The sequence below is a fragment of the Emticicia agri genome (assembly GCF_004168285.1).
Classification (GTDB): Bacteria; Bacteroidota; Bacteroidia; order Cytophagales; family Spirosomataceae; genus Emticicia; species Emticicia agri.
This window is the reverse complement of sequence record NZ_SEWF01000043.1, coordinates 1-26,939: the sequence shown is the minus strand read 5'-3', so window position 1 is coordinate 26,939 and position 26,939 is coordinate 1. Positions and strand designations below refer to the sequence as shown.

Annotated in this window: 26 protein-coding genes; 11 read left to right on the top strand and 15 right to left on the bottom strand. The window is 38.3% G+C overall.

Annotation, left to right across the window (positions count from 1 at the left end):
- Nucleotides 1-129 precede the first annotated feature (129 nt).
- From EWM59_RS21690 to rbfA, 3 genes are read right to left on the bottom strand one after another with little or no spacing between them, the layout of a single operon-like run.
- Nucleotides 130-1,173, bottom strand: coding sequence for a hypothetical protein (locus EWM59_RS21690; RefSeq protein WP_130023350.1), 1,044 nt, complete (start codon nt 1,171-1,173; stop codon nt 130-132).
- 30 nt (nt 1,174-1,203) lie between these two features.
- Nucleotides 1,204-2,409: an FtsX-like permease family protein gene (locus tag EWM59_RS21685; protein WP_130023349.1), complete on the bottom strand. Its 1,206-nt coding sequence runs from the start codon at nt 2,407-2,409 to the stop codon at nt 1,204-1,206.
- A 37-nt stretch (nt 2,410-2,446) separates the two neighbouring features.
- Nucleotides 2,447-2,824 carry a 30S ribosome-binding factor RbfA gene (gene rbfA, locus EWM59_RS21680; RefSeq protein ID WP_130023348.1) on the bottom strand — a complete coding sequence of 126 codons (378 nt, stop codon included), beginning with the start codon at nt 2,822-2,824 and terminating at the stop codon, nt 2,447-2,449.
- A 161-nt stretch (nt 2,825-2,985) separates the two neighbouring features.
- Between rbfA and EWM59_RS21675 the strand changes: the two genes are divergently transcribed.
- Nucleotides 2,986-4,395: a hypothetical protein gene (locus EWM59_RS21675; protein WP_229239409.1), complete on the top strand. Its 1,410-nt coding sequence runs from the start codon at nt 2,986-2,988 to the stop codon at nt 4,393-4,395.
- 205 nt (nt 4,396-4,600) lie between these two features.
- Here the strand turns inward: EWM59_RS21675 and rpiB are convergent, their stop codons facing one another.
- A complete protein-coding gene (rpiB, locus tag EWM59_RS21670) occupies nt 4,601-5,029 on the bottom strand; it encodes a ribose 5-phosphate isomerase B (protein WP_130023347.1) in 429 nt (142 codons plus the stop codon).
- A gap of 119 nt (nt 5,030-5,148) precedes the next feature.
- Between rpiB and EWM59_RS21665 the strand changes: the two genes are divergently transcribed.
- Complete coding sequence (locus EWM59_RS21665; protein WP_130023346.1) at nt 5,149-5,877, top strand: LOG family protein; 729 nt, start codon at nt 5,149-5,151, stop codon at nt 5,875-5,877.
- Nucleotides 5,878-5,943: 66 nt separating this feature from the next.
- On the opposite strand, the gene EWM59_RS21660 is transcribed toward EWM59_RS21665, so the two are convergent.
- From EWM59_RS21660 to EWM59_RS21630, 7 genes are all read right to left on the bottom strand, one after another.
- The gene (locus EWM59_RS21660; RefSeq protein ID WP_130023345.1) at nt 5,944-6,366 is read right to left on the bottom strand and encodes a BrxA/BrxB family bacilliredoxin; all 423 of its coding nucleotides are present in this window, start codon (nt 6,364-6,366) and stop codon (nt 5,944-5,946) included.
- 107 nt (nt 6,367-6,473) lie between these two features.
- Nucleotides 6,474-6,785 carry a DUF59 domain-containing protein gene (locus tag EWM59_RS21655; RefSeq protein WP_130023344.1) on the bottom strand — a complete coding sequence of 104 codons (312 nt, stop codon included), beginning with the start codon at nt 6,783-6,785 and terminating at the stop codon, nt 6,474-6,476.
- An 8-nt stretch (nt 6,786-6,793) separates the two neighbouring features.
- Nucleotides 6,794-7,222 (bottom strand): SufE family protein, encoded by a 429-nt coding sequence (locus tag EWM59_RS21650; protein WP_130023343.1) that lies wholly within the window; start codon nt 7,220-7,222, stop codon nt 6,794-6,796.
- Nucleotides 7,223-7,237: 15 nt separating this feature from the next.
- The gene (locus tag EWM59_RS21645; RefSeq protein WP_310587892.1) at nt 7,238-8,488 is read right to left on the bottom strand and encodes a SufS family cysteine desulfurase; all 1,251 of its coding nucleotides are present in this window, start codon (nt 8,486-8,488) and stop codon (nt 7,238-7,240) included.
- Nucleotides 8,489-8,545: 57 nt separating this feature from the next.
- On the bottom strand, nt 8,546-9,316 hold the full coding sequence (locus EWM59_RS21640) for an O-methyltransferase (RefSeq protein WP_130023342.1): 771 nt from the start codon (nt 9,314-9,316) through the stop codon (nt 8,546-8,548).
- An 82-nt stretch (nt 9,317-9,398) separates the two neighbouring features.
- Nucleotides 9,399-11,933: an ATP-dependent Clp protease ATP-binding subunit gene (locus tag EWM59_RS21635; RefSeq protein WP_130023341.1), complete on the bottom strand. Its 2,535-nt coding sequence runs from the start codon at nt 11,931-11,933 to the stop codon at nt 9,399-9,401.
- Nucleotides 11,934-12,087: 154 nt separating this feature from the next.
- Nucleotides 12,088-12,729 (bottom strand): WbqC family protein, encoded by a 642-nt coding sequence (locus tag EWM59_RS21630; protein ID WP_130023340.1) that lies wholly within the window; start codon nt 12,727-12,729, stop codon nt 12,088-12,090.
- Nucleotides 12,730-12,838: 109 nt separating this feature from the next.
- Between EWM59_RS21630 and EWM59_RS21625 the strand changes: the two genes are divergently transcribed.
- Nucleotides 12,839-15,280 (top strand): OmpA family protein, encoded by a 2,442-nt coding sequence (locus EWM59_RS21625; RefSeq protein WP_130023339.1) that lies wholly within the window; start codon nt 12,839-12,841, stop codon nt 15,278-15,280.
- Between the two features lie 14 nt (nt 15,281-15,294).
- On the opposite strand, the gene EWM59_RS21620 is transcribed toward EWM59_RS21625, so the two are convergent.
- Genes EWM59_RS21620 through truA form a run of 3 tightly spaced genes read right to left on the bottom strand, consistent with a single transcriptional unit; the run spans nt 15,295 to nt 17,483 of the window.
- Nucleotides 15,295-16,251 carry an L-threonylcarbamoyladenylate synthase gene (locus EWM59_RS21620; protein ID WP_130023338.1) on the bottom strand — a complete coding sequence of 319 codons (957 nt, stop codon included), beginning with the start codon at nt 16,249-16,251 and terminating at the stop codon, nt 15,295-15,297.
- Nucleotides 16,251-16,721, bottom strand: coding sequence for a GNAT family N-acetyltransferase (locus EWM59_RS21615; RefSeq protein WP_130023337.1), 471 nt, complete (start codon nt 16,719-16,721; stop codon nt 16,251-16,253). Before EWM59_RS21615 ends, EWM59_RS21620 begins: the two co-directional genes overlap by 1 nt.
- Before the next feature lie 30 nt (nt 16,722-16,751).
- The gene (truA, locus tag EWM59_RS21610) at nt 16,752-17,483 is read right to left on the bottom strand and encodes a tRNA pseudouridine(38-40) synthase TruA (protein ID WP_130023336.1); all 732 of its coding nucleotides are present in this window, start codon (nt 17,481-17,483) and stop codon (nt 16,752-16,754) included.
- Between the two features lie 184 nt (nt 17,484-17,667).
- Here truA and EWM59_RS21605 point away from each other — a divergent pair, with 184 nt between their 5' ends.
- From EWM59_RS21605 to EWM59_RS21570, 8 genes are all read left to right on the top strand, one after another.
- Complete coding sequence (locus EWM59_RS21605) at nt 17,668-18,450, top strand: ParA family protein (protein ID WP_116985391.1); 783 nt, start codon at nt 17,668-17,670, stop codon at nt 18,448-18,450.
- Between the two features lie 66 nt (nt 18,451-18,516).
- Nucleotides 18,517-19,443 (top strand): ParB/RepB/Spo0J family partition protein, encoded by a 927-nt coding sequence (locus EWM59_RS21600; protein ID WP_130023335.1) that lies wholly within the window; start codon nt 18,517-18,519, stop codon nt 19,441-19,443.
- A gap of 99 nt (nt 19,444-19,542) precedes the next feature.
- The gene (locus EWM59_RS21595) at nt 19,543-20,247 is read left to right on the top strand and encodes a DUF5683 domain-containing protein (RefSeq protein ID WP_130023334.1); all 705 of its coding nucleotides are present in this window, start codon (nt 19,543-19,545) and stop codon (nt 20,245-20,247) included.
- 26 nt (nt 20,248-20,273) lie between these two features.
- Nucleotides 20,274-20,993, top strand: a complete 720-nt coding sequence (gene dapB, locus EWM59_RS21590; RefSeq protein WP_130023333.1) for a 4-hydroxy-tetrahydrodipicolinate reductase — start codon at nt 20,274-20,276, stop codon at nt 20,991-20,993.
- An 84-nt stretch (nt 20,994-21,077) separates the two neighbouring features.
- Nucleotides 21,078-22,223 (top strand): signal peptidase I, encoded by a 1,146-nt coding sequence (lepB, locus tag EWM59_RS21585; protein ID WP_130023332.1) that lies wholly within the window; start codon nt 21,078-21,080, stop codon nt 22,221-22,223.
- A gap of 323 nt (nt 22,224-22,546) precedes the next feature.
- Nucleotides 22,547-24,343 (top strand): phosphate ABC transporter substrate-binding/OmpA family protein, encoded by a 1,797-nt coding sequence (locus EWM59_RS21580; protein WP_130023331.1) that lies wholly within the window; start codon nt 22,547-22,549, stop codon nt 24,341-24,343.
- A gap of 55 nt (nt 24,344-24,398) precedes the next feature.
- Nucleotides 24,399-25,184, top strand: a complete 786-nt coding sequence (locus tag EWM59_RS21575; RefSeq protein ID WP_130023330.1) for an ABC transporter permease — start codon at nt 24,399-24,401, stop codon at nt 25,182-25,184.
- Nucleotides 25,184-26,005: an ATP-binding cassette domain-containing protein gene (locus EWM59_RS21570; RefSeq protein WP_207220045.1), complete on the top strand. Its 822-nt coding sequence runs from the start codon at nt 25,184-25,186 to the stop codon at nt 26,003-26,005. The genes EWM59_RS21575 and EWM59_RS21570 overlap by 1 nt, the downstream gene beginning before the upstream one ends.
- Nucleotides 26,006-26,213: 208 nt before the next feature.
- Here the strand turns inward: EWM59_RS21570 and EWM59_RS27775 are convergent.
- Nucleotides 26,214-26,939 (bottom strand): transposase family protein (locus tag EWM59_RS27775; RefSeq protein WP_510186009.1); only part of this gene is annotated, 726 nt, incomplete at its 5' end.

The window sequence follows — 26,939 nt, the reverse complement described above, 5'->3', positions numbered from 1 at the left end:
GTGAATAAGAGATAGTAACCATCCATTATTTGCTCCAAAATCGCTCCGTTAATTTGAATTAATTATTGTATCAAATATGTAAAAATCACTCATTCACTATATCACTAAATTACATATCTAATAAAATCCCTACTCTGCTTTCTTTTTCTGGTTTTGTTTTTTCAGGTCGATAAAATAATGTTCTTTTACTTTATGTAGTACATACTCATCGTCGGTTTGTTCAACTTTATAATCTCTTTTAAACTTAAAATCATCTAAACTCGCATACCCGCCTTTAATAGTAAGCGTCAATATATTATTAGTTTCATCAAAAGACCAAGCCGATTCGTCGGTGTCAATATCTAAAAAATCAATACCTGCACAGAACTCTAATGTCGGATCCATCTGATAATCGTACTCTAATTTCCCATTGTTGGCAAAAGTCAATATCAGGGTATTGATTCTGAACTTAGATTTATCAAATGAAGTAAACTTAATGGTATTCTTCATAATTTTATTAGTCAGCAAAATCCAGCGTCTGGTATCCGACAATAAAATTTTACTCTTGGCAATAGTTTCAGCAAATTTTGCTGCTTCTATTTCCTCTTTGCTTATTTCTTTTACCTCTGCTACAACTGCTTTTACTTCTTCCTTTACTGTGGTTACTAAAACAGGTCTGATAATCTCTACTGGTTTTGTAGTTGTTTCCTTTACTAAAACCTGTGGAGTTTCCGCCTGCGTTGCCTGAACTTTCAAAGCTTCAGCCACTTGCTCCGTTATTCTTTTCAGCACATATCCTCCGGCTGTTGGTTCGATGGTATAATCACGCTTAAAATTAAAATCATCCAGGCTCTTATAGCCTCCTTTCAGGGTCATGGTTAGTATATTGGCTGTCGGGTTATACTCCCATGATGAAGCCTTTGTATCAATATCTAAGAACTCGGTTCTTCCACCCGATGATACATTCGGATTGGTTTCATAGTCATACTCAATTTTTCCTCCGGCACCAAATCTCATCACAAAAGTGTCAGCTTTCAGCTTTGAAGGGCTGTAAGTAGCTAAATGAATGTCGTTCTTTTCTATTCTGTTCGTCAGCAGTATCCATTTTTTTGACTGCATGTTCAGACTGGCAGTTTGACCGAAAGTCTGTGAAACAACGAAAGCTAAGGAAGTAATTTTGAAGAGCAAGTTCATTTGTTTGAATATCAGCTTTGAAAAATAGTATTAATAATCATTAGTGGCTCGTTTGGCAGGAAAATAAGATACCATCAGCGTAATAAAAATAACAGCTACAGCAGTAATCATAAAATCCGTCGGGTTTATCTTCACCGGATAAGCATCTATAACCGCACTATCCATGCCCATGCTTACCCAACCGAATTTCTCCTGAAGCAGGCAGAACACGAAACCTAAAACAAGCCCTACTGCCGTGCCGATAAAAGAGATAATTGCCCCCTCACTAAAAAATATTCTTTTTATTAACGAATCATCGGCACCCATCGCATACAAAGTTCTGACTTCTTCTTTTTTATCAATCACCAACATGGTTAAAGAAAAGAAAATATTAAACGATGCCACTCCGATAATAAACACTAACGCTATAAAGATAAACAATTTTTCGATTTTTATTGCTCTGAATAGATTAGCATTTTGTTCATCCTGATTCTGAATCAGGTATTTATCGCCAAAAATGCCTGCTACTTCTTCCTGCACACGCCCTGCGTTGGCATCAGGTTTTAGTTGCACTTCCAATGCGGTTCGTTTATCACTGAATTCTGTCAGTTCCTGGGCTACTGAAAGCGGTACATACACATAATCATCATGAAACTGTTCGAGTGCATATACACCCGAAATATTAATTACCTTCTTATTGATATTGTTTTCAGGAATCAACGATAGTTTTTTCTGATTTTTAGGATACCAGATTTCCAGAGGCTCCAGAATATTGTCTAACGATATATTAAGCGCACCATAAACATTGCCTCCGATAAAAGCATAATCAAGGTCGTCTTTATGCAATACAAAACTTCCTTCTACCAAAGACCCTTTCAATCGGCTATTTTTCTGAAAAGTACTATCAACTCCCTTTAGGGTAACCACCATCTTTCCCTGCTCATACATCACCAGGGCATTATCCTGAATTACCTCGGTTACATAATCAACGCCTTTTATCTGCTTTAATCTGGCCAGTTTGTCTTTTTCAATCACAAAGGCTTTACCCTCACGGGCAGATACTTTAATATCAGGGTCGAACGATTTGAAAATACTGCGGTTCAAATCTTCAAGGCCATTAAAAACAGATAAAACTGCCACCGTTGCCATTGTACCTATACCAATGCCCAGCATCGACATAAAAGAAATAAAGTTGATGAAACTCTTTTTCTTACGAGACAAAAAGTAGCGTTTGGCTATTAAAAATGATAAATTCAAGATACTGAAGTTTTATAATTCTAAGGTGTTGCAGAGTTTATTCTTCGTCATTTTCAACCTCAGCAGGCGGAATAACGATATTGGCAAACAGGTTTTCTATTTTTTGCGCATATTCTGCGGTATCATCTAAGTAAAACTGTAAATCAGGTACAATTCTTAACTGATGGCGTACCCGTGCTGCCAGATGGTTCCTGATGGTTTTGGTATGCTCTCGTATCGACTCTAAAAGCCCGTCTTTATCTTTTGTCATCAGAAAACTAAGGTAAACCCTTGCGATGCCTAAGTCAGGTGTGGTTTTTACATCAGTGATTGTGACGAAAGCTTTATCAAATACCTGTTTCATTTCTCTCTGAAAAATCTCTCCCAAATCTTTCTGAATTTGTTTCGCTACTTGTCTTTGTCTTTTCGATTCCATTGTGTTCAAATTCACTAAATATTATACAAATATCCGTACTATTTCCGGTTTATTGATAAATACGCCATTTAAAATTATGTTTTGCCGGGTTAATCTATCTTTTTCAGCTATACTGCACTAATTTTTATATAACTTTGCAGAAAATATAAAACAGTACAGCCTTGCTAACGTTTTTCAGATTAAATACGCTTTTCCATATTCTGTCTTTGTTACTGCTGGTAATTATACTGAAATTACCTTTTCTGGGCGACAAACTCCCGATTTTATTGCCTGAATTAGAATGGATGCTGGTCGGAGAAAAAATCCATGACGGCAGTTTTCTTTATAAAGAGCTTTGGACTAATGTGGGGCCTTTATCTGCTTTTATCTATTGGCTGATAGATTTTTCGTTTGGCAGGGTACAGTTTGCTTATGAGTTCATCGCTATTCTGATTATCTATTTTCAGGCTTTATATTTTACTTTTACCTGCAATACCCGCCAGACTTATCTTGAAAAAAACTACGCTCCGGGGTTGATTTATATTTTATTAATGAGTTTATCATTCGATATGAGTAAACTTTCTCCGGTTTTACTGGCCACTACTTTTCTTCTTTTTGCTTTCAATAAAATTGTCAAACAAATGGAACGAAGAGAAGGGGTATCTGACGAAGTTTTTGAAATCGGACTCTATATCGGCATCGCTGTATTGTTTCATCAACCATCTATGGTTTTTATCTTATGGAGCACGGCTTGTCTGGTATTTTTTACCAATGCTAATTTAAGACAACACTTCCTGGCCCTACTTGGTTTCGCTATTCCGCTATTTTTAATCACGCTTTATTTTTATTTTTACGACAGTATCGACGAATTCAAATACAACTGGTTCAATGGTATTTTCAGAATCAAGCAATACAGCCTCGAAGATTTCCAGAGTGCGCTGTTGGCTATTACAGTTCCGACCATTCTTGCTTTTTTAGGATTCCTGCGCCAAACACAGGTATCACGCTATAATAGTTATCAGCAACGTACGCAACAGATTATGTTAATATGGGCAGTTGTGGCACTTTTAGCTTTATTTTTGTCGCCGAATGTAGCTCCCATGCAGTTCATTATTTTCGTGCCATGTTTTGCTTTCTTTGTTACCGGATTTTTCCTCCATTTCAGAGGCGGAGTCATTCCCGATTTAGTCTTTATGGTGGTTTTTATTGGAATTGTGTTTGTGCAGTATCAGGGAGTAACACCCATCTTTGGAAAAGGGTTTGAGCAGTTGTCGGATATGAGGGTTAAGCCTAAAGAGTTGCCCGAATTAATGAAAGGGCAGAAAATGCTGATAATCGGAGAAAGAATTGATGAGTATAAATTAGGGAAATCAGCTACTTGTTATCTGAACTGGGATTTGTCGAAGATTGACCTTGAAAACCCGGATAACTACGAAAGTATCATTAATATATTCGATAACTTCAAGAAAGACCCTCCTACCATTATCATTGATAAGCAAAATGTAGTGCCAAAGATTTTTCAGCGTATCCCGGCTTTAGCTGTCGATTACAGAACTACTACTATTAAAGGGATTTATCAAAGGAAGAACTGAGTCTCTGTCTTCCTTTGATAAATCAGAAACTGTTTGAGTTAAATTTTGAAAATAAAAAAGATTGATTTTTGATTCAAGACAAGATTTAAAAACCGGAATTTAGCAACGCTAAATGAGCGGACGCCGCGCGGGATTTTTAAAGCGCAGTATTGAACAAAAATTAACTTTTTTAATTCAATAAGATAAACTTAAACAGTTTCTCATATCAGCAAGCAATTTTATCGGCTCTGCGAGCATGTCTCCCGCCTTCAAACGGCGTGTTTAAGAATGTTTTTACACACTCCAATGCCAACTCCAAGTCAATAAACCGGGCAGGTAAACAAATAATATTGGCATTGTTATGCTGACGAATCAGCTGTGCTACCTCTATGTTCCAGGCTAATCCGGCTCTGATGCCCTGATGGTGGTTGGCTGTTATACAAACCCCATTACCACTGCCACAAATCAGCACACCAAATTCATAATCTCCTTTTTCGACAGCACTGGCAAGCGGATGTGTGGTGTCAGGGTAATCCATCGACTCTGGAGTATAAGGGCCAAAATCTGCGGTCTCAAAATTCTGACCCTGAAGCCATTGCAGAATTACTTTCTTGTACTCAAACCCTGCGTGGTCTCCTGCTATTGCAACTTTCATTGATATATATTTGTTGGTTCAAACTTTTTTTTGCAAATATACGTTTTCTTAATCCGATTCTCCTGTAATTATCAGAGAAGAATCTTTATTTTGTACGACAAATTACTTTTAATATTACTATGAGCGAAAAGGAAATTGAATCAAATGAAGAGCTACTAATCCGTGAAGCATTTGTTGAAAAAGGTTGGAATGAAATACATAGCCAGGATTCATGGCAGATTTTAAAAACAGTTGCCGAATTTGTAGATGGTTTTGACAGATTAGCCAAAATAGGCCCCTCGGTAACTATATATGGTTCGGCAAGAACCAAGCCCGACCATAAATACTACCAGATGTCGGTTGATATTGCTGCCCGATTAGTGAAAAACGGGTATGGTGTAATTACAGGCGGTGGCCCGGGTATTATGGAAGCCGGAAACAAAGGAGCCAGTAAAAACGGAGGTAAATCAATTGGACTGAATATTAAATTGCCGTTTGAACAGGTTCCGAACCAATATGTTGACCCTGATAAAAGCATTAACTTCGATTATTTCTTTGCACGCAAAGTGTGTTTTATGAAATATTCTCAAGGATTTATTATCATGCCGGGTGGCTTTGGTACATTAGACGAACTGTTTGAAGCCCTTACCTTGATTCAAACTAAAAAAATTGCTCGTTTCCCGATTGTGATGGTTGGAAGCGAATACTGGAAAGGATTATTGGACTGGCTTCAGAATACCATGTGCGATAGTGAAAAGAACATTAATCCCGAAGATTTGAAATTAATCAGATTGGTAGATACCGCAGAAGATGCTGTAAAAGTGATTGATGAATTCTATGCGAAGTATCTGTTGAAGCCAAACTTCTGATACCGAAACGAGACATTCAGCCATACCGAATGTCTCGTTTTTTTAATCCCAAATAAGTTTGAAATCTTATGCCTCAGCACAGATTTCGTCAAATGCTGCTACCAGGTGCGTAGCAATCATTTCTGCCGAACGACCTTCAATATGATGTCTTTCGATAAAATGTGCGATTTCTCCATCTTTAAAAATGGCAATAGCCGGAGAAGATGGAGGGAATGGAATATAAGAGCGTAATTGTTGAGTTGCGTCTGTATCAACACCAGCAAAAACAGTTACCAGATGCTCAGGTTTTACTTCGGCACGTTGCAAAGCTAATCTTACACCCGGGCGGCAAGTACCTGCGGCACAACCACATACTGAATTGATAACTACTAATGCAGTACCTTTCTGATTATCGATAAAATTATCTACATCTGACGGAGTCAGTAATTCTTGAAAGCCAACATTTACTAATTCGGCTTTCATTGGTGCTACTAAATGAGGAGGATACATAATATTATTATAAGCCCCGACCCTAAAGGGGGTGTTTGAAATATATTAAAACCAAGCTGTAAAATCGGAGGGGTCAGATTCCGTTTTACAACTCAGCATATGAGTTGTTACATAAAACCTAATTCTAATTTGGCTACTTCCGACATCATTTCGGTTGAATAGGGCGGGTCAAAAGTCAGCTCTACACTTACATCACTTACGCCTTCAATTTCTTTTACTTTCTGCTCAATTTCAACCGGAATTGATTCTGCCGAAGGGCAAGACGGTGAGGTAAGGGTCATTAATAAGTAAACATTGTTTACCGGAAAAATCTTAATGTCATATATCAAACCCAGTTCATACACATCTACCGGAATCTCGGGGTCATATACTGTTTTAAGTGCTTCTACTACTTTATCTTTTAGTTCTTGTTCGTTCATCTGAAAAATTATTTATTTTCTTCTATTGTCTGAAAAGCCAATGCGTACGCTTTCATCTGTTTCACCATTGAAGCCAAACCGTTTGAGCGAGTCTGAGCTAAATGGCTGCTTAGTCCTACCCTATTGATAAAATACAAATCGGCTTTCAGTATTTCTTCAGGCGTATGCCCTGAAAGAACTTTCAGCAACATACTTACCAGACCTTTTACAATGATGGCTTCACTGTCTGCCTCAAATATCAACTTATCACCATTCATATACGCATGCAACCATACAATTGACTGACAGCCTTTAATGATGTTGTCTTCTGTTTTATATTCGTCGCTTAATTTTGGCAGTTTCTTTCCTAAATCAATAATGTACTCATATTTTCCTTCCCAATCATCAAAAAGTTCAAACTCCTCTATGAGTTCATCCTGTATTTCGTTTATTGTCATGCTTTCTACAATCAATTAAAGTACCATTTTCTTCACTTTCTCTATACCGAGTACCAGTTTATCAATTTCTTCTTTGGTGTTATAAACAGCAAATGAGGCTCTTGAAGTTCCGGGAATTCCGAATCGTTTCATCAGTGGCTGTGTACAATGGTGTCCTGTACGAACAGCAATCCCCTGCTGGTCGAGTATCACACCCACATCTTGCGGATGAATGCCCTCAATGACAAACGAAATCACAGAAACTTTATCTTTAGCCTGCCCAATAATTTTTAAACCTTCAATCTTCAACAATTGTTCGGTTGCATAGGCCAGCAATTCGTTTTCATAAGCTGCCACATTCTCTTTACCCAACTCGTCAAGGTATTCAATAGCCGTTTTAACAGCAATTACATCGGCAATATTGGGTGTTCCTGCTTCAAACTTGTAGGGAAGTTCGTTATAAGTGGTTTTTTCAAACGTAACTTCTTTAATCATTTCTCCCCCACCCCTATATGGCGGCATTGCCTCTAATAGTTCCTTTTTACCATACAATGCTCCCATTCCGGTTGGTCCGTAGAGCTTATGTGCCGAAAACACATAGAAATCTGTATCTAAGTCTTGTACATCAATCGTCAGATGTGAAGTAGCCTGTGCCCCATCAATCAATACCTTTGCCCCTACCTCATGCGCCTTCTGGATGATATACTTCACCGGATTGATGGTGCCTAAAGCATTAGACACATGCACCACCGATACAAATTTAGTCTTTCCCGACAATAATTTTTCATACGCTTCTAAAATCAATTCACCATCGTCATTAACCGGAATTACTTTCAATACACATCCATTCTGCTCACAAAGCATCTGCCAGGGTACGATATTAGAGTGGTGTTCCATGGCACTGATAATGATTTCGTCTCCCTCTTTCAGAAATGCGCGACCATAAGTTTGTGCAACTAAATTAATTCCGTCGGTGGTACCGTAGGTAAAAATAATTTCTTCTGTATATCTGGCATTCAGAAATTTCTGTATGGTTTTACGAGAGGCTTCAAAGGCAGAAGTAGCTTTCTCGGCTAAATGGTGGATTCCTCTATGGATATTGGCATTATAATGACCGTAGTAATTGGCTAAGGCATTCAAGACAGGCAGCGGTTTTTGTGTGGTAGCTGCATTATCGAAATATACCAGGTCTTTGCCATTTATCTTTTCATCAAGAATCGGGAAATCTGCTCTTATTTTTTGAATATCTAACATTGTGGCTTTATCTGTTCTATTTTCAACTAACATCGAAAAAAACGTTTTAGTTTGTTTTATCTACTAAATACGTATAGTAAAGTTTACTCTTTAAAATCTTAAAATAAAATGTTGCTTGGGTTGTTTTTTCCTGAAAAACACGATACCTACCCAGAAAATATCTATGGATACAGTTACCTGCGGATGATTACTGATAGTTTGCCAGGCTTTTTTCATTCCCTTCGACCAATAAATGTCATCAAAAATAAAGCAGGTATCTTCATGTGCTTTGGCTAAACATTTTTCAAAATAGTCAATGGTTGGTTCATAACGGTGGTTGGCATCAAAAAAAGCAAAATCAATGGTATCTATTTTGTTTAATTCTGGTGTCAATGTTTCATTCAAATTGCCAATAACAATTTGTGTATTTTCTATACCTAATGCTCTAAAATTGTCTCTGGCTATTACTGCTGTATTCGGGCAACCTTCAAATGTAAATACTTTTCCGCTTTTATTGGCCTTTGCCAGATAAGCAGTAGTAATACCCAGCGAAGTACCTAAATCAAGAATTGTTTCGTAATTGTAATACCTGATAATCCGATAAAATAGCTGGGCTAATCGGGCTGGTTTTTGTGAATTTTTGGCAATATCTTTTACTCTTCTCCTATTCGATTGGCTGAGTTTTGAGCCTGCCCCCAAATCTGTAATTTCAATTTCATGTACATCATTAAGCAAATCTGCTCTCAATGTTTCAATAGCTGAAAAATCACTTTCAAATGTAGAATCCTTCAGAACTTTGAGGTAAAAATCAAATAAAAATGGTGAATGCAGGCTATGCTCGTTTCCGGCACGAAAGAGGTATTTGAGATAATCAAGAATCATAGGTGCAAAAATAACAAAAGCACAGCTAAAAGCCGTGCTTTTGTTATTTATTTACCACAAAACTCAAATTATCAATAAATTCTTACTGTTCAATTTCAGCTTGTTTTTTTACATTAGTAAAGTTAAGAATCTCACCCTCACCACTGTAATCAACGTATATGGTATCTCCTTCTTTCATTTCACCTTTCAGAATCTCCTCTGCTAACGGGTCTTCAACGTATTTCTGAATGGCACGATTCAATGGTCTTGCGCCATACTGTTGGTCATAGCCTTTATCAGATAAGAAATCTTTGGCTTTGTCAGTCAATTCAATCTGGTAACCAATATTGGTGATGCGAGTGGTTAAACGCTTCAATGCTATGTCGATAATCTTATGAATATCTTCACGGCTCAGAGAGTTGAACACAATTACATCATCCAGACGATTCAGGAACTCAGGTGAGAAAGTTTTTCTCAAGGCATTCTGGATCGTACTTTTTACCATTTCGTCCTGATTTTCAGTACGGGCTTTGGTAGCAAAACCGATGCCTGAACCAAAATCTTTCAAATCTCGTACCCCGATGTTTGAGGTCATAATGATGATAGTATTACGGAAGTCAACTTTTCTTCCCAAACTATCAGTCAAGACACCATCATCCAACACTTGTAACAAGATATTGTACACATCAGGGTGTGCTTTTTCAATCTCGTCAAGTAACACTACTGAATATGGTTTTCTACGGATTTTCTCAGTCAACTGACCACCTTCTTCATAACCCACATATCCCGGAGGCGCTCCAACCAAGCGAGAGATACTGAATTTCTCCATATATTCACTCATGTCGATTCTCACCAGTGCATCTTCTTTATCAAAAAGGTATTCAGCCAGTGTTTTAGCCAATTCAGTTTTACCAACCCCGGTAGGCCCTAAGAAAATAAACGAACCAATTGGTTTTTTAGGGTCTTTTAAACCTACACGTGTACGCTGAATTGATTTAACTAATTTTTCAACGGCCGGGTCTTGTCCGATAATCCTTCCACGTAAAGCGTCTCCCATTTTAAGGATTTTCTCTCCCTCATTCATGTTCACACGCTTCACCGGAATTCCGGTCATCATGGCTACTACATCAGCTACATTGTCTTCGGTTACATTATAGCGTTTCGTTTTAGCTTCTTCTTCCCAGGCAGCTTTCGCACGGTCGAGTTGCTCTAAAAGTTTCTTTTCACGGTCACGTAGCTGAGCAGCCTCTTCATAGCGCTGGCTCTTCACAACCTGATTTTTTTCTTTTTTAATCAACTCAACTTGCTCTTCAAGGAATACGATATCCGGTGGTACCGAAATATTATTAATATGTACACGAGCACCCACTTCGTCTAATACGTCAATGGCTTTATCCGGTAAATAACGGTCTGTAATATATCTTTCCGATAATTTTACTGCCGCTTCCAGTGCCTCTGGTGTATAATTAACGTGGTGATGGTCTTCGTATTTATCTTTAATATTGTTCAGAATTTCGATGGTTTCTTCAATAGAGGTGGCTTCAACCATTACCATCTGGAAACGACGAGCCAAGGCTCCATCTTTTTCTATATACTGACGATATTCATCTAAGGTGGTTGCACCAATACATTGAATGTCGCCACGAGCTAAAGCTGGTTTAAACATATTAGAGGCATCTAAAGAGCCGCTTGCACCGCCTGCCCCTACAATCGTATGAATTTCATCGATAAATAAAATCACATCCGGCGATTTTTCTAACTCATTCATCACCGCTTTCATACGTTCTTCAAACTGTCCACGGTATTTGGTACCTGCTACTAAAGAGGCTAAATCAAGCGTAACCACTCTTTTACCAAACAAAATACGCGAAACTTTTTTCTGAACGATACGTAAAGCTAAACCTTCGGCGATGGCGGTTTTACCTACACCGGGTTCTCCAATCAATATCGGGTTATTTTTCTTACGTCTCGATAGAATCTGGGCTACACGCTCAATTTCTTTCTCACGTCCAACAATCGGGTCTAATTTGCCGACTTCGGCCAATTTTGTCAGGTCACGTCCAAAATTATCTAATACTGGTGTTTTAGATTTTTCAGGGTTTTTCGGGTCGTTTCTTTGTTGGTAACCACCAGAGCCACTTCCGAAAATTCTTTCATCATCATCATCAGTTTCAGGACGCTCCATTACCGGTTTCTGACCGGTTAATTGATAATCAAGCATCTCTTTAGTCTGTTCGTAGTTCAAGTGGAATTTTTGTAATATCTGTCCGCCGAGGTTATCTCCGTCACGCAGGATAGCTAACAGCAGATGTTCGGTTCCTATTAATTGAGACTTGAAGATTTTGGCCTCCAGATGTGTAATCTTTAAAACTTTTTCAGATTGGCGTGTTAACGGAATGTTTGCCAAATTTTTAATATTATTGGTAGCAGTTCCTTTGGTGGCTTGTTCAATTGTAATTCTCAACTCCTCAAGCGATACACCAGCCCCTTTCAAAAGATTTAAAGCAATACCTTCTCCGTCGCGAATCATTCCCAGAATCAAGTGTTCGGTTCCGATGTAATCATGACCAAGCCTAAGTGCTTCTTCACGGGCAAGGGTGATGATGTCTTTAACTTTTTGTGAAAATTTAGGCTCCATTTAATTAATGTAGATTGTAAGGGAAAAATGATTAATCATTCAGCTTGTTAATTTCCCATTATTTCAAAATTTTACAATGGTTATACTGCGTCTAATGATTAGTTTAAATAAAACACTTGCATTTGCAATATAACGATTTATTAACAAACTCTGTTCAATTTATTGAAGATTTCTTTAAAATACCTGAAGATTGGTTTCCTCTGCAAAAAAGTAAGTCTACAATACTCAGGTTAGGTACAAAATCATTGCCAAAGTTTTGCTGATACGCTACCGGCTGATAGTTGAAGGGGAATTCTGACTCTTTTTTGGGGTTTATAAGCCCTCTGGCATCAAAAACACCATTTTCCGGCTCTTTTTCGTATTTTTCAGTCAGACGAATTGTCTTGTTTATTCTAAGCAATTTCAGACATATTGTCAGTAACTCATAATTTAAGTCCCACAAAAATTGTGGTTTCTTTTGCAAAGCCTGGTAAAATTCATCACCAAAAAATTCAAAAAAAGGCGATTTCCCATAAGCAGCCTTCATGGTTCGCCAATGAATTTCTGTCCATCTTTGCTGATAATCTATCTTGATTTCTTTTACCGTGATTTTTTTATTGCCATCAAGTATAGGCACAATCAGCATTTCTACTTTATTCGCCCCTAATAGATAGCACCTGTTCCGGTAGCTTTGTTTGACATAATGTTCCTGACTTTCGAGTAAAATCTCATCAAATTGCAGCAATGCCGAGAAAAAACGGATATTGGGCAGGTATTGTAAATCTATCAAAAGGGTGCTTTTTGCTTGTTCTTCCATAAGGCAAAACAACATAATTTCATAAAAACTTACAATTCATTTCAGATTCTTCGTTGTATTATTTTAAAAAATATGAAATTTGCAGCGTATATCTCTTTTTCAACATCTTATGAAAAGTTTAGTCATACTGTTTGCCCTTATAATTTTCAACATCAGTTCTGCTTTTGCGTCTAATAATCCGGCTAAAAAACTTGATTCTACCTATACTTTCGGCGCATTCGATAAAAACTCGGGTAAAAGACTGGCAGCTACTTTTAAGATATATTTCAAAAGTACTGCTGACCCGATGGTAATTCAGGGAACACTTCAGGGTGATATACAATTCAAGCCTGCTACCAAAGGGCAATATGAGGTTGAAATCAGTATGCCCAACTACATTACCAAACGTGTACCGCTCGACCTTGAAAATCTGGGTGCAGGCAAAACCAACTTTAAAGAATTATTAGAAATAGCCTTAGACGAATACATTATTTTAATTACCGATGCCAAAGACAAGCAAATAATTACTACGGCTCAGGTTAAAGTATTTGATGAGACCCGACAGGAAGTTGAAGCCAAAGTAAATCCAAAAACAGGTGAATGGAAAGCTATGCTGGACAATAGCAAAAGTTATAATATCCAGATAGAAGCACCGGGATACCAAAGCACAAGCCTGGATATAAATGCCAAATCTAACAATAAGTTTATCAGTGTTGCCTTACAGAAAAATGCCTCACAAGTTGCTTCCTTTATTGCGGTGGATGCCATAACCAAAGAACCCATTGCCGCCAGCTACAAAGTTTTACGGCCGGAAGAAGAAACGCTGATGGGGCAATCGGATAAAACCAATCCTTATAAAATTGAATTTAACCCAAAGAAAAAATTTACCGTTGAGGTAAGCTCAGAGGGATATAAGCCCATAAGTGTTCCGGTTTCGTTTGAACCAACACCCAACGACCAGGGAATGGTAAAGGTATTGCTCAAAAAGTTTGAATTGCAAAAAGATACTTACAGTTTCTTATTTAAAATCATTGATGCGCAAACCAGAGAAAACATTGTGAATACCCGGATGCGCATTATCAATCTTAAAAATAAACAGTCTATTGCGGCAAAAATTGAAAAAGAGGGATTCTCAGCCAATTTATCGCCCGATACCGAATATTCTATTGAGGTTGAATCAGACGGATACAGGCAGGCCGACCAGACTATCAACTTTAAAGACCTGATTACCCGTCAACAGTTTGTACAGGAGATATTGCTTATCCGAAAAACCGAAGAACAATACAGACTGATTGTGGTAGATGAAGAAACTAATAAGAATGTTCCCGGAGCAAATCTTAGAGTCTTTAATGCCAAAAATGAGCCTATTACTATTGCAACCACCAATGTTCAGTCAGAATGGCTCGCCGATTTAAAAATTGCCGAGCAATACAATGTTGAAGTAAAAACAGAGGGTTATCTGGCGTATAGAGCCCCGATATTGAAAGGCAATAAAACACTGACGCTGAAAATAAGAAAAGTGCCTGTAGCGGATATTTATTTCATGGTTACCGATTTTTATACCAAAAATATATTGCCCTCAAATTATAAACTAAAAACAGGTAATACGCTTGTAGAAGGCAGTATCAATCCTGAAAAAACACGCTATAAAGCTACCTTGACACCCGATAAGAGTTATGAGATTGAGGTTACGTCAGAGGGCTATCCGGTATATAAAGAATTGGTAAATCAGGCCAAAGCAGTGGACAACGTGATACGGATTGAACTGAAGAAAACAGGTTATAATTTTACCTTTAATCCGGTTGATGCCAAAACCGGAGAAGTGATTCCAAATGTAAAAATTAGCCTTACTGATGGTGGGAATCAGGTACTTGCAGTTAATAACTATGTAGCAAAGGCAGTTTCTCCTCAGAATTTCGAGAAAAAATATTCGCTTACTGCGCAGGTAGCTAACTACAAACCTGTGAATGAAAATATTGATTTGAAAGACATGGCTGTTGCCAATTTCAGCCGTGAGATAAGAATGGAGAAAATAGAAGTGGTGCAGACACCTCCGCCAACTCAGGAAAAACCGAAACCCGAAGAAAAAGCCCCTGAGAAAAAAGTTGAAGCTCCGGTTATTGTTGCCGAAACACCTAAACAACCGGAAAAGAAAGCACCTGATGAATCGGTGAAACTATTGACTTCTGCTATTGCCGACGATTATTTTAAAGGCATTGCAGTAGGTCTGCCAGTAAAATTAGAAAATGTATATTTTGACCAGAGCCAGCCTGTTATTAAGCCTCAGTCTTATCCGGAATTAGACAAACTGGTGAGTTTATTAAAAAGATACCCGAAAATGATGATTGAAGTGGTAGGGCATACAGATAATGTAGGAGACCCAAGAATGAACCTGTATCTTTCTGAATTAAGGGCAAAAGCAGTGACAAATTATCTCTTCAATAAAGGCGTTTCACCTAATAGGCTGACACATAAAGGCAGAGGACAGGAGCAACCCATTTCGGCCAATGATACCGAAGAAAACCGTCAGAAAAACAGAAGAGTAGAGTTTGTCGTTACAGAGTTCAATTGATATTGCCTTTTGTGCTATTCTTTGACAGTGGCTCTTCTTATTCTGTCATTAATGGCTCTGCCCAGGTCTTTTTCAGGGAGTAAATCAGTATAAATAATATCAACATCCATCGCATCTAATTGTCTCATATAAGCAAAAAGATGCTTGGCGGCCTCTCTGAAATCACCGTCCGGTGAAAGTAGCAGTTGATTTTGCTGTGGTATTTCCTGGTGATAATGCTGAAAACCTAAATAGCCTATCTTCTTTCCATCATTTCTGACCGACTGATTTTCCGGCAATAATAGCAGCTGTTTTTTAGGCGCATAATGGCTTTTGAGCATGCCGGGTGCCTGTGGGTTTGAGGATGAATGGTCAATAACTTTTACTTTTCCTATTACCCCCTCAATTTCTTCGATAGATAAGCCGCCTTTGCGATAGACAATAGCCTCTTGTGCTTCAAAACCTACAATGGTTGACTCAATACCTACCTGACAGGTTCCTCCATCAAGAATATATTTTATTTTATCTCCTAACTGATTATTGACATGTGCGGCACTGGTTGGAGAAATATACCCGAACGGATTGGCACTCGGGGCTGCCAAAGGATAATCTAACTGACTCAGTAATTCAAGGGTTAACGGATGTTGGGGTATTCTGATAGCAACTTTATCTAATCCGGAGGTTACTAAGTCAGGAATGATGTCTTTTCTGGGCAGTAAGAGCGTTAAAGGCCCCGGCATAAACTTCTCTGCCAGTGCAAAAGCTCTTTCGTCAATCTCGCTAACATAGGCAGAAAAACGGTCAATACTATTTGTATGAATAATCAGGGGGTCAAATGAGGGACGGTTCTTTACTTCAAATATTTTTGCTACTGCATCAGTATTGATGGCATTTCCGGCCAACCCATAAACTGTCTCGGTAGGAATTCCTATCACATGACCCTCGTTTAAAAGCCCGATTGCTTCCGCTATGTCTTTTCCTATACTTGCCATTACACCAAAGCTTTTTCAAAATAAGCAACATCACCTTCGGGATTATAATTATAAGGCTTTGTTTCGATAAATTGCAGCGATTTATACAAATGATTCGCTGATTCCAGACGTCTCAGCGTATCAAGTTTCATTGTTTTGTATCCTTTCTCTTTCGCCTCTCCCAGAATTATCTCCGTTAATTTCTTTCCTAAACCCAAGCCTTGAAAGGCAGGTCTTACATACAATCTTTTCATTTCACAAATTCCTTCTTCCAGTTTCCATAAGGCTACACAACCTGCACTTTGTCCATCTACTTTTGCTAAAAAAATAGACCCTTCCGGCTCGGCATACTTGGCCGGAAGTTTAGTCAACTCTTCTTCAAAATTCTGAAAACAAAGACTTACACCCAGAAAATTCTGATATTCCCGGAACAATTCCTTTATTTCTTCTAAATCTTCCGAAGAAGCGATTTTTTGTATAGTAATGTTCATAGTACTATTTTTTTTGTATCCCATTCTGTCTTATGGGTAACCGACTTCAACCAAAGTCAACCCTTCTGCCGGAACAGCTCTTCCTGCTTTCTGACGGCTTTTTGATAAAATAATAGCTTCAAATCCTGAAAGGCTTAGTTTTCCGGTACCCACTTCTAACATCGTTCCGACAATGGCTCTTACCATACCTCTCAAAAAACGGTCGGCCTTGATATGAAACAGCAGAAACTGGTCTTGTTGTTCCCAGAATGCCAATTCAATGGTGCAATTAAAGGTTGCCACATCGGTATGTACTTTGCTGAAACACTGAAAATCAATATGGTTTTTTAATACCTCCCCTGCCCTGTTCATCAGGTTTATATCTAAAGGCACTTTATAAAAATAAGAAAAGTCCTGCCAGAATGGTGTTTTCTGTGGCGAAATCCGGTAAAGGTATCGGCGGTGCATAGCGTCAAACCTTGAATGAAATTCGTCAGGCACAACTTTAATCTGCTGAATAGCAATGTCTTTCGGCAAAATACCATTCATAGCATATACCAGTTTATCAATATTATTTAGAGGAGCATCCACGTCGAAGTGGGCAAACTGCTGATAAGCATGCACGCCTGCATCGGTTCTACTGCTGCCTACAATCTGCATTTCCTGCCTCATCAAGGTTGACAATGCTTTTTCTATATGCCCTTGCACACTTGGGGCATTGTCTTGCACCTGCCAGCCATGAAAAGCCGTACCTTTATATGAACACTCTATTAAATAACGCATGGGCAAAGATAACACTGTGCACGACAAGTAAACAAATCCGGCCTGATTAAAAAGCTATCACAACCAGTTATTCCACAATCTTATCCACATCGTGGAACATTTTTTCCACGTCGTGGAACATTTAATTGTTTCTTAACATTAAATGTTTCATATTTGAGCCAGTAATTTTCTCTAACCACAAGCAATGGGAAAAATAATAGCAATTGCCAACCAAAAAGGCGGCGTAGGTAAAACAACCACTACCATAAATTTAGCAGCCAGTTTGGCTGCGCTCGAATTTCGTACACTCATCATTGATGCTGACCCACAAGCTAATGCTACTTCCGGTCTGGGATTTAACCCCAAGGAAGTAGAAAACAGCATTTACGAATGTATGGTAGACGATATTCGTCCGCGCGATATTATCATCGAAACAGACTTTCCCAATCTTGATTTATTGCCCTCTCACATCGACCTTGTTGGTGCTGAAATCGAAATGATTAATCTTCCGAAACGTGAAGAAAAGATGAAAGAGTCGTTGATGGACGTGAAAGATATGTATGATTTTATTATCATCGATTGTTCGCCATCTTTAGGTCTCATTGTGATTAATAGTCTTACTGCTGCTGATTCGGTGATTGTACCTGTACAATGTGAATACTTTGCCTTAGAAGGTTTGGGTAAATTATTAAATACCATCAAAATCATTCAGCAACGGTTAAATCCGGCTTTAACAATTGAGGGAATATTACTAACCATGTATGATTTGCGTGTGCGCTTGTCAAATCAGGTAGTGCATGAGGTTACCACGCACTTCAGAAATATGGTTTTTCAGACCCTGATTCCGAGAAATATCCGCTTGTCTGAATCGCCAAGTTATGGCGTACCAGCACTGGCACAAGATGCCGATAGTAAAGGGGCCATCAGTTATCTGAATCTGGCAAGAGAGATTCTGATAAAAAATGGAAAACTGGTATCGGAAAACTGATTAATTACAACAGAACTAAAATAAATGTACATGGGAAGCTAAAACCCATTTAACATTAATAAAGATATGGAATCTAAAATTGGAAACCCAAAAAAGAGTATGACCGGACTCGGCAGAGGTTTAGGGGCGTTGTTGTCAGACTCTGGAAATACTCCTTCCGAAACACCAACTATTCCTCGTCGTTTAGAGGCTATCAGTTCTATGCACGAAGTACTGATAGAGTCGGTTGAAACGAATCCTTACCAGCCCCGTACGCATTTCGATCAGGAGGCATTACAGGAATTAGCCGAATCTATCAAAGTATTAGGGATTATCCAGCCGATAACTGTCAAGGAATCAAGTCCGGGTAAATATACCTTAATTTCAGGGGAACGCCGTTTACAAGCCTCTAAACTGGCCGGATTAACCAAAATTCCTGCTTATATCCGTACAGCTGATGACCAGCAGATGCTCGAAATGGCATTAATCGAAAACATTCAGCGTGAAAACCTGAATGCCATAGAAATTGCCTTGAGTTATCACCGCCTGTTGAGCGAATTTCAATTGAAACAAGAAGAATTGGGCGACAGAGTAGGTAAAAACCGGACTACTGTGAATAACTATCTTCGTTTGCTTAAATTACCTGATGTGATTCAGGCGGCTGTTCGTGACAATGAGATTTCGATGGGTCATGCCCGTGCCCTGATTAATATCGATAATCATGAAACACAGATTAAACTTTTCAGTAAAGTAGTAGAAGAAAACTGGTCGGTGCGTAAGATAGAAGACGAAGTACGTCGATTGGCTTTATTGATTCAGGAAGATAACAAAGGCAAACGCCAGACCTCAATAAAACAAGAGATTTCTTCGTTACAATTCAGATTACAAGGCTATTTTGGCACAAAAGTGTTGGTAAAAGCCGACGAAAAGCATAAGGGAGAAATAAAAATTCCGTTCTCATCAAAAGACGAATTAGACAGAATCCTGAACTCTATCAAGGTAAATCAGGAATAATAAAGGTGTATCTAATGAGCTTAAAAATTGTTAAACGATTGTAAAAAGAAATATAAGAACCTAATTTTGTCTCTTTATAAGCAATTAAATTTTCGGAATATGGTTCGGACATTGGTTTTTCTTTTATTGGTTACCACGATTACTTTTGCTCAAAAACCCGATACACTCAGCAATATTCCTGTCAGAACCGATTCCATCAAGAAAGTATTGATTGACTCTACCAGAAAGTTCAGGCTTACCAGTAAATTTCTCAAATCAGATTCTGCCAATAGAGAAAACTTCCTCACCAGAGTTTTCAAAGCAGATTCTGCAAAAAAGGCCAATCCGGCTCGTAAAGCATTGTTACGTTCGCTCGTACTTCCGGGTTGGGGACAAGCTACTAATAAAGAGTATTGGGTGATTCCGATAGTGTATAGTGCAGCCGCCGGAGGGGTTTACGCATTCTGGTTTACCAACGACAGATACTGGTACTATAAACGCTATTTGCAACAGATTGTGAGAGGTAGCGATAAAGAAATAATGATTGAGGAGATTTCGGGCATATGGAATAAAAAAACCGGAAGAACACTCGGCCCGTTTACACAAGCACAGGTAGAACCCGCAGTGAATAGTTTCAGACGTTACCGAGATTTAACCGTGATATTATTTGCCGTTGGCTGGACACTCCAGGCGGTGCAGGCCAATGTATCGGCACACTTAAAAACCTTTGACATGAGCGATGATATTTCGCTTAAATTTGAACCCAGTATTCAATCAACTGCTTATGGCAATGCCATTGGCGCAAGCGTTGTATTGAGATTTTAACTGATAAATAACCATTCATTAAGTATATGCGTATTGCCTTATTAGGATATGGAAAGATGGGTAAAGTAATAGAACAGATTGCTTTACAGAGAGGTCATGAAATTTCTGCAAAAATAGATATTAGTAACCGTACAGATTTATTATCAATTAATTCTGAAAATACTGATGTAGTCATTGAGTTCAGTTCACCCGAATCGGCTTATGGCAATTTAAAATTCTGTATGGAATTTGGTTTGCCCACAGTATCAGGCACTACCGGATGGCTACAACATCAGGATGAAATTGCCAGATTGTGTCTGGAAAACGAAGGCGCTTTTTTCTATGCTTCAAATTATAGTATTGGTGTCAACCTGTTTTTTGAACTCAATAAATCATTGGCAAAACTCATGAGCCCTTATACCAACGAATATAAGGTTTCAACCAATGAAATTCATCACACCGAAAAAAGAGATGCCCCAAGCGGAACAGCTATAACCCTTGCACAGGGCATTATTGAAAATTTAGGCAATAAAATTAAATGGGTAAATAACCTGACAGCTAACGACAATGAAGTACCTATCTGGTCTTCAAGAGAAGGAAAAGTACCCGGCACGCATGAAGTAAAGTATATTTCAGAAGTTGACCAGATTGAAATCAAACACATAGCGCATAGCAGAAACGGATTTGCTTTGGGAGCAGTAATAGCCGCTGAATGGATTCAGGGTAAAACCGGAATTTTTGGTATGCAGGATATGTTAGGCCTTTAATGATAAATTTAGCTTATTCCTAAACAATATATTAACCCCGATAATCATTTAATTAAAAAATCTCCGCTCAGGAGTAAAGCATATATGGCAGAAGTTCAAACAAAAACACAAGAAAAACCTGTAAAGAAAAAATCAGCAACCAGAGAGTGGTTCGACTCAGTGCTGTTTGCAGTAGTGGCAGCTACCCTGATTCGCTGGCTTTTTTTAGAAGCATATACTATTCCGACAGGCTCTATGGAAAAAAGTCTGTTAATCAATGATTTTCTTTTTGTAAGTAAATTACATTACGGTACCCGAACACCCAAAACAATTTTACAGGTTCCCTTAACACATCAGAAAATCTGGTTTACCGAAATTCCTTCGTATGTTGACTGGATTCAGCTGCCTCAATACAGATTACCCGGCTTTACCCATGTAAAAAATGGTGATGTAGTGGTATTTAACTATCCCGGCTGTCCGGAAAGGCCTGACGAATTTGGTGGCTATGACAAATATCCGGTTGATTTAAGAACCAACTACATCAAACGTTGTATTGGTATTCCGGGCGATGTGGTAGAAGTACGTGAAGGTCAGGTATATATCAACAATAAAATTTTCACCAATCCTCCAGGAATGCAAATGGAGTATGCTATTGAGGCCAATACACAGGTAAACGAAAAAGTTTTTCAGAAATATGAAATCTCTGAGTTTGAGCAGGATTTACGCATAACCGATAAAACTATCTATTATGTAAAAGCTACCGAGCAGGCAGTGAAAGACATGAAAACTCTTGACTTTGTGAAAAACATTACCCCAATGGTAATGACCAAAGGCGACACTACTGATATCAGATATAATACTTTCCCTTACAATTCTCGTTTATTTCCTTTTAACAGAGATAATTTCGGCCCTGTTACGATTCCTAAAAAAGGAGTTACGATTCAGTTAGATGAAAGAAATCTTGCTTTATATAAAGGGGTTATCACCACTTTTGATGGGAACGATGATGCCAAATTTGTAAACGGACAAATAGTGCTTGATGGTAAGCCGATTACCTCTTATACATTCAAACAGGATTATTACTTCATGATGGGCGACAATCGTCATGGTTCTGATGATTCACGTTTCTGGGGCTTTGTACCCGAAGACCACATTGTGGGTAAAGCCGTATTCATCTGGATGTCCATAGACAAAGACGGTACCTTCCTGAACAAAATCCGCTGGAGCCGTTTGTTTAGTATTATTCGTTAGAAGCATGGGCTTTATTTTATTCAGTAGGCAGATTTCATAAAGTTATTATACGAAGAAGGCAACTGAAAAAGTTGCCTTTTTATTTTTGTGTCATTTATCTAAATAATTACCAAGATTTTACCTTTTAATAAAAAATCTCACTAAAATCGCCTTGGACACATAGATTTTCGACCATTCGGCCACATTTTTGTAGCTTATTACTACAAAAAACAATGTAACTTTAGCAAATATTTATATTTGTCAGACAGGGATATTGGGAATTAAAATCATTTTTTTACTTTTGATAGCCTACAAAAAATACATCTTTCTAAACCATTATAAAAATGCAAAAAGCAAATACGAAATTAACTCCTTTTGGCAGATTAACCATTGCTATCCTGATTGTTGGTGGATTGTGGGGCCTTAAATGGCTGATTCTGGATAGTGGTTATGTGATGCAAAAATCTAATACCCAATCGCAGGACGTTGGAAAAATTGACCTTCCTACCGCTCCTAAAAATGCCTCTTCAACAGTTTCAGCAGTGGAAATGCCTTCCGACCAACCGGCAAATGTAAGCTCTCCGGAAATCAGATGGATGCTTTGGGCGTGGAACGCACAAATGGGGGCCATCTTTGCCAACGGAGGTGCCAAAACCACCAAAGGCTCTATTATGGAGAAAAAAGGAATTAATCTGAATCTTATCCGGCAGGATGAAGTACCCCAGATGCAGGCCAATCTCGTAAAATTTGCCTCTGAGTACAAGAGCAACCCTAATACGACAGAAGGGGTTCAGTTTGTTACCATTATGGGAGACGGTGCAGCCGCTTTTCTCTCAGGAGTAAACCCTGAATTAGAAAAATTAGGAAATGATTACAGAGCCCAGATTATTTATACCTGTGGTAAATCATTAGGTGAAGATAAATTTATGGGGTTACCCTCATGGAAAGAAAACCCACAAAATGCCAAGGGAGGTCTGACAGCCGCCGTATTGCGTGATGGTGACTGGAATATTGTAGTAAAATGGTGTGGCGATAACGGAATTCCGGTAAACCCTGATGAAAAAACCTATGACCCCAATGCGATGAACTTTGTGGCAGCAGATAGTTACCTTGATGCTTCTGAAAAATATATTACGGGCTATTCTGAAGAAAGACAAGTAGTATCTAATGGCAAGCCCACAGGTGAAACTAAAAAAGTAAGTGTGAATGGTGTAGCAACATGGACACCAGGAGATGTAAATGTAGCCGAGAAAAAAGGTGGTTTAGTATCCATCGTATCAACTAAGGAATACCGTAGCCAGATGCCTTGTGTATTGATTGGTATTAAAAAGTATATGGAAGATAACCGGGATAGAATAGAAAAGTTGATTGAAGGAATTGCTGAAGGTGGCGATCAGGTGAAGTCATATTCAACGGCATTAGATAAAGCGGGTGAGTTATCAGCCAAAGTTTATAATGAAGCAGATAAAGCTTATTGGGTAAAATACTATAAAGGAACACAGGCTGTTGATAACCAGAAATTAGTAGTTGACTTAGGTGGCTCTGCTGTACATAATTTAGGTGATAACATGGAAATTTTCGGGCTGAATAACGGAAGCACAAACGTAGTAAAAATTGTATATGATGTATTCGGCAATCTTGCTTCCAAACTCTATCCTGCCTTAATGCCATCGTTTCCGAAATCTGATGATGTAATTGAACTAAGCTATCTGAAAAATGTGGCTTCACGTTCTAAAAATATCTCAGCTGCTGAAGAGGTTACCTTCAAGACAGATGATAACATTAGAGAAAAAGTATCAGAGAAGTCGTGGAATATTGAGTTTCTATCAGGAAAAGGAACTTTTACTCCACAAGCAGAAAAAGTATTGGATGACCTTTTCAACGACTTAGTAGTTGCAAGTAACCTGAAAGTTGAAATTCATGGACATACTGATAATGTAGGAAATCCTGAAGCAAACATGGCCTTGTCAGAATCAAGAGCTTTTGCTGTAAAACAATGGTTAGAGAAAAAATCAGCAAGCAACTTCCCGGAAGGTAGAATCCAGGTATTTGCGCATGGCCAGACTCAACCATTGGTACCTAACACCACTCCGGAAGGAAAAGCCAAGAATCGTCGGGTAACGATTGTAATGGGTCGATAAAAATATAAAATATGGTCTGGAGTCTGCTCCGGACCATTGTACTTTTAATAACTTTATGGAAAAACTAAAAAATCTTTTTATTCCCAATACCAAAAACAGCCAATCTACTATTGCCATTATGGTGGCCGTGCAGTTAGCTGTTTTTTTAATTCTATGGACAACAAGTTCTTTCAGGCTTTTGCCCACTCCAATGGAGATTATTAAGTCACTAAAGGGGTTAATTGCTAACCAGAACCTTTTTTATGAACTCTGGAACAGTACCTGGCTTTGTCTGAAATCTTTATTTATAGCTACTATTATCTCTTTAATTATTTCTTACGCCACTGTTATTCCTTTTTTCAGACCATTCGGGTATCTCATTTCAAAATTCCGGTTTTGGACACTGGTAGGTTTATCATTTGTTTTTACGCTTATCACTCACTCAGGACATCAACTGAAAGTAACTTTAATGGTATTTGGTATTACTGTCTTTTTTGTTACCTCTATGGTTTCAATCATTCGGTCTATACCTAAATATGAATTTTATCATGCACGAACCCTTCGCATGAATGAGTGGCAGGTTGTATGGGAAGTAATAATTTTAGGCAGATTCGACCAGGTCTTAGAGGTAATCAGGCAGAATTTTGCAATTGCCTGGATGATGCTTACGATGGTAGAGGGCATTTCAAGAGCAGAAGGAGGCATTGGTGTATTGCTATTGAACAATAACAAACTCTTACGTTTGTCCGATGTCTTTGCCATTCAACTGGTAATTTTACTTATGGGTATCTTTTTAGACTTTATTATAGGAAAATTGCGTGAATTTTTCTTTCCTTACTCAAAAATGACAATTGAAAAATAATGGCAAATTATATCTATAAAGACACCATACTTAAAGTCGAAAATGTCAATCTTACCTTAGGCGATAAAGTAATACTGGAGAAAGTTAATGCTGAAGTAAAAGACGTTACACAGACTGGAGCAGTAAGAGGGCAGATAGTGGGTTTTCTTGGTCCATCAGGTATTGGTAAAACCAAGCTATTCGAAATTATGGCGGGTTTGCTGAAACCTACATCCGGAAGTGTGTACTATGGTAAAGATAAAAAACCTGCACATCCCGGTTGTGCTGGCGTTGTCCAGCAGAATTACCCGCTCTTTATGCACCGCACAGTATTGGGCAATCTGGAAATCGGGGCTGCTAAAAACTATAAAAATACTGAAGAACGCAAAGCCAAGATTTATGACTTTCTGGACCGTTTTAAACTTCGCCCCTATCAGGATTCTTATCCTGCCCAACTTTCAGGCGGACAAAAACAGCGTGTAGCGATAGCCCAGCAGTTGTTATGTACAGATAACTTCTTATTAATGGATGAACCCTTTAGCGGGCTTGACATCAATATGGTAGAAGAAGTTAGCGAAATGATTGTTGAAATTGCCAATATGGATGAACACAATACCATCATTATTGTTTCACATGATATTGTTTCAACTGCTGCTATTGCTGATAACCTATGGTTGATGGGCAGAGAAAAAGATAAAGAAGGAAATCCTGTTTCTGGTGCAAAAATCAAGTATACCTTCGACCTTTTAGAAAGAGAACTTGCGTGGCGGGAAGATATAAGAAAGCTCCCTGCCTTTACAAAACTGATAAATGAAATAAGGGATTTATTTCATGATTTATAATGTAGGCTTTCCTTGGAAATTCTCTTAGATAAAATATTCTAACGACAAGACACTCAAAAATCTGAGTGTCTTGTTGATTTTCAAAGAGCAACATCTTTAAAAAGTACAATCTATCGTGAGTTTTTCGTCAATTGAGACTTTTCTGTTTACGAGTAGACACACTGAACCACCCCATTTTATGGGTGAGTTTTGATATGAAATTTTCAATTTAAGCGGCCATTTGGGCTTGCCTTTGAGCTTTCTGTCTTCGTTTGGCAATCAAAACAGCATTGGCAGTGTGAATACCGAAAAATAGCCAAACTTGTTCGTTGTCAGGACTTCTGGCTTTGTTCTTATGCAAGAGGTAATGTTCCTTTTCATTACCAAAACTGCCTTCTAAACGTGTAGCTCTTTCTTTATTAAGTACTGCTTTGATTTGTTTGGTAGCTTTATCATCTTTTCCAGTACCCTTTCTAATAAAGTTGGTCTGGATGTTCTTCTGAGTAGTATATTTACGATTTTCATTGGTAGCATAAATCCTGTCAGCAGCTATATGGGTACATAGACCAAAAGTACTTTTATGTTTGACTATACTGATTTTCAGACGTTTACACTCATTGAAGGCTTCATAACTTCCATATTCAATTATGCTGATTCCACCTACCTGCAACTTATGAACCTTCATTCCGAACTCTAAGGGTTTATTCTCTTTTCCCCTGATAATGGGTCTGAGGTAGGGTTTGTACAAACTTACTATCCGGTTTGGTATCTTGGCTTGTGGGTGTAAGTATCGCTGTTTTTGCTGTTGATAAACCAGTTTAATGGTCTTAAATGTTTCAGCGTCTACCATACTTAATCCTTTCGCTTGAGTTTGATTGAGCAGGGATTGATAGGCTTCTATTCCTTTATCCAACAATTTTAGTAAAGCATTTTGCCTGCTTCTGGTTTTTCTATA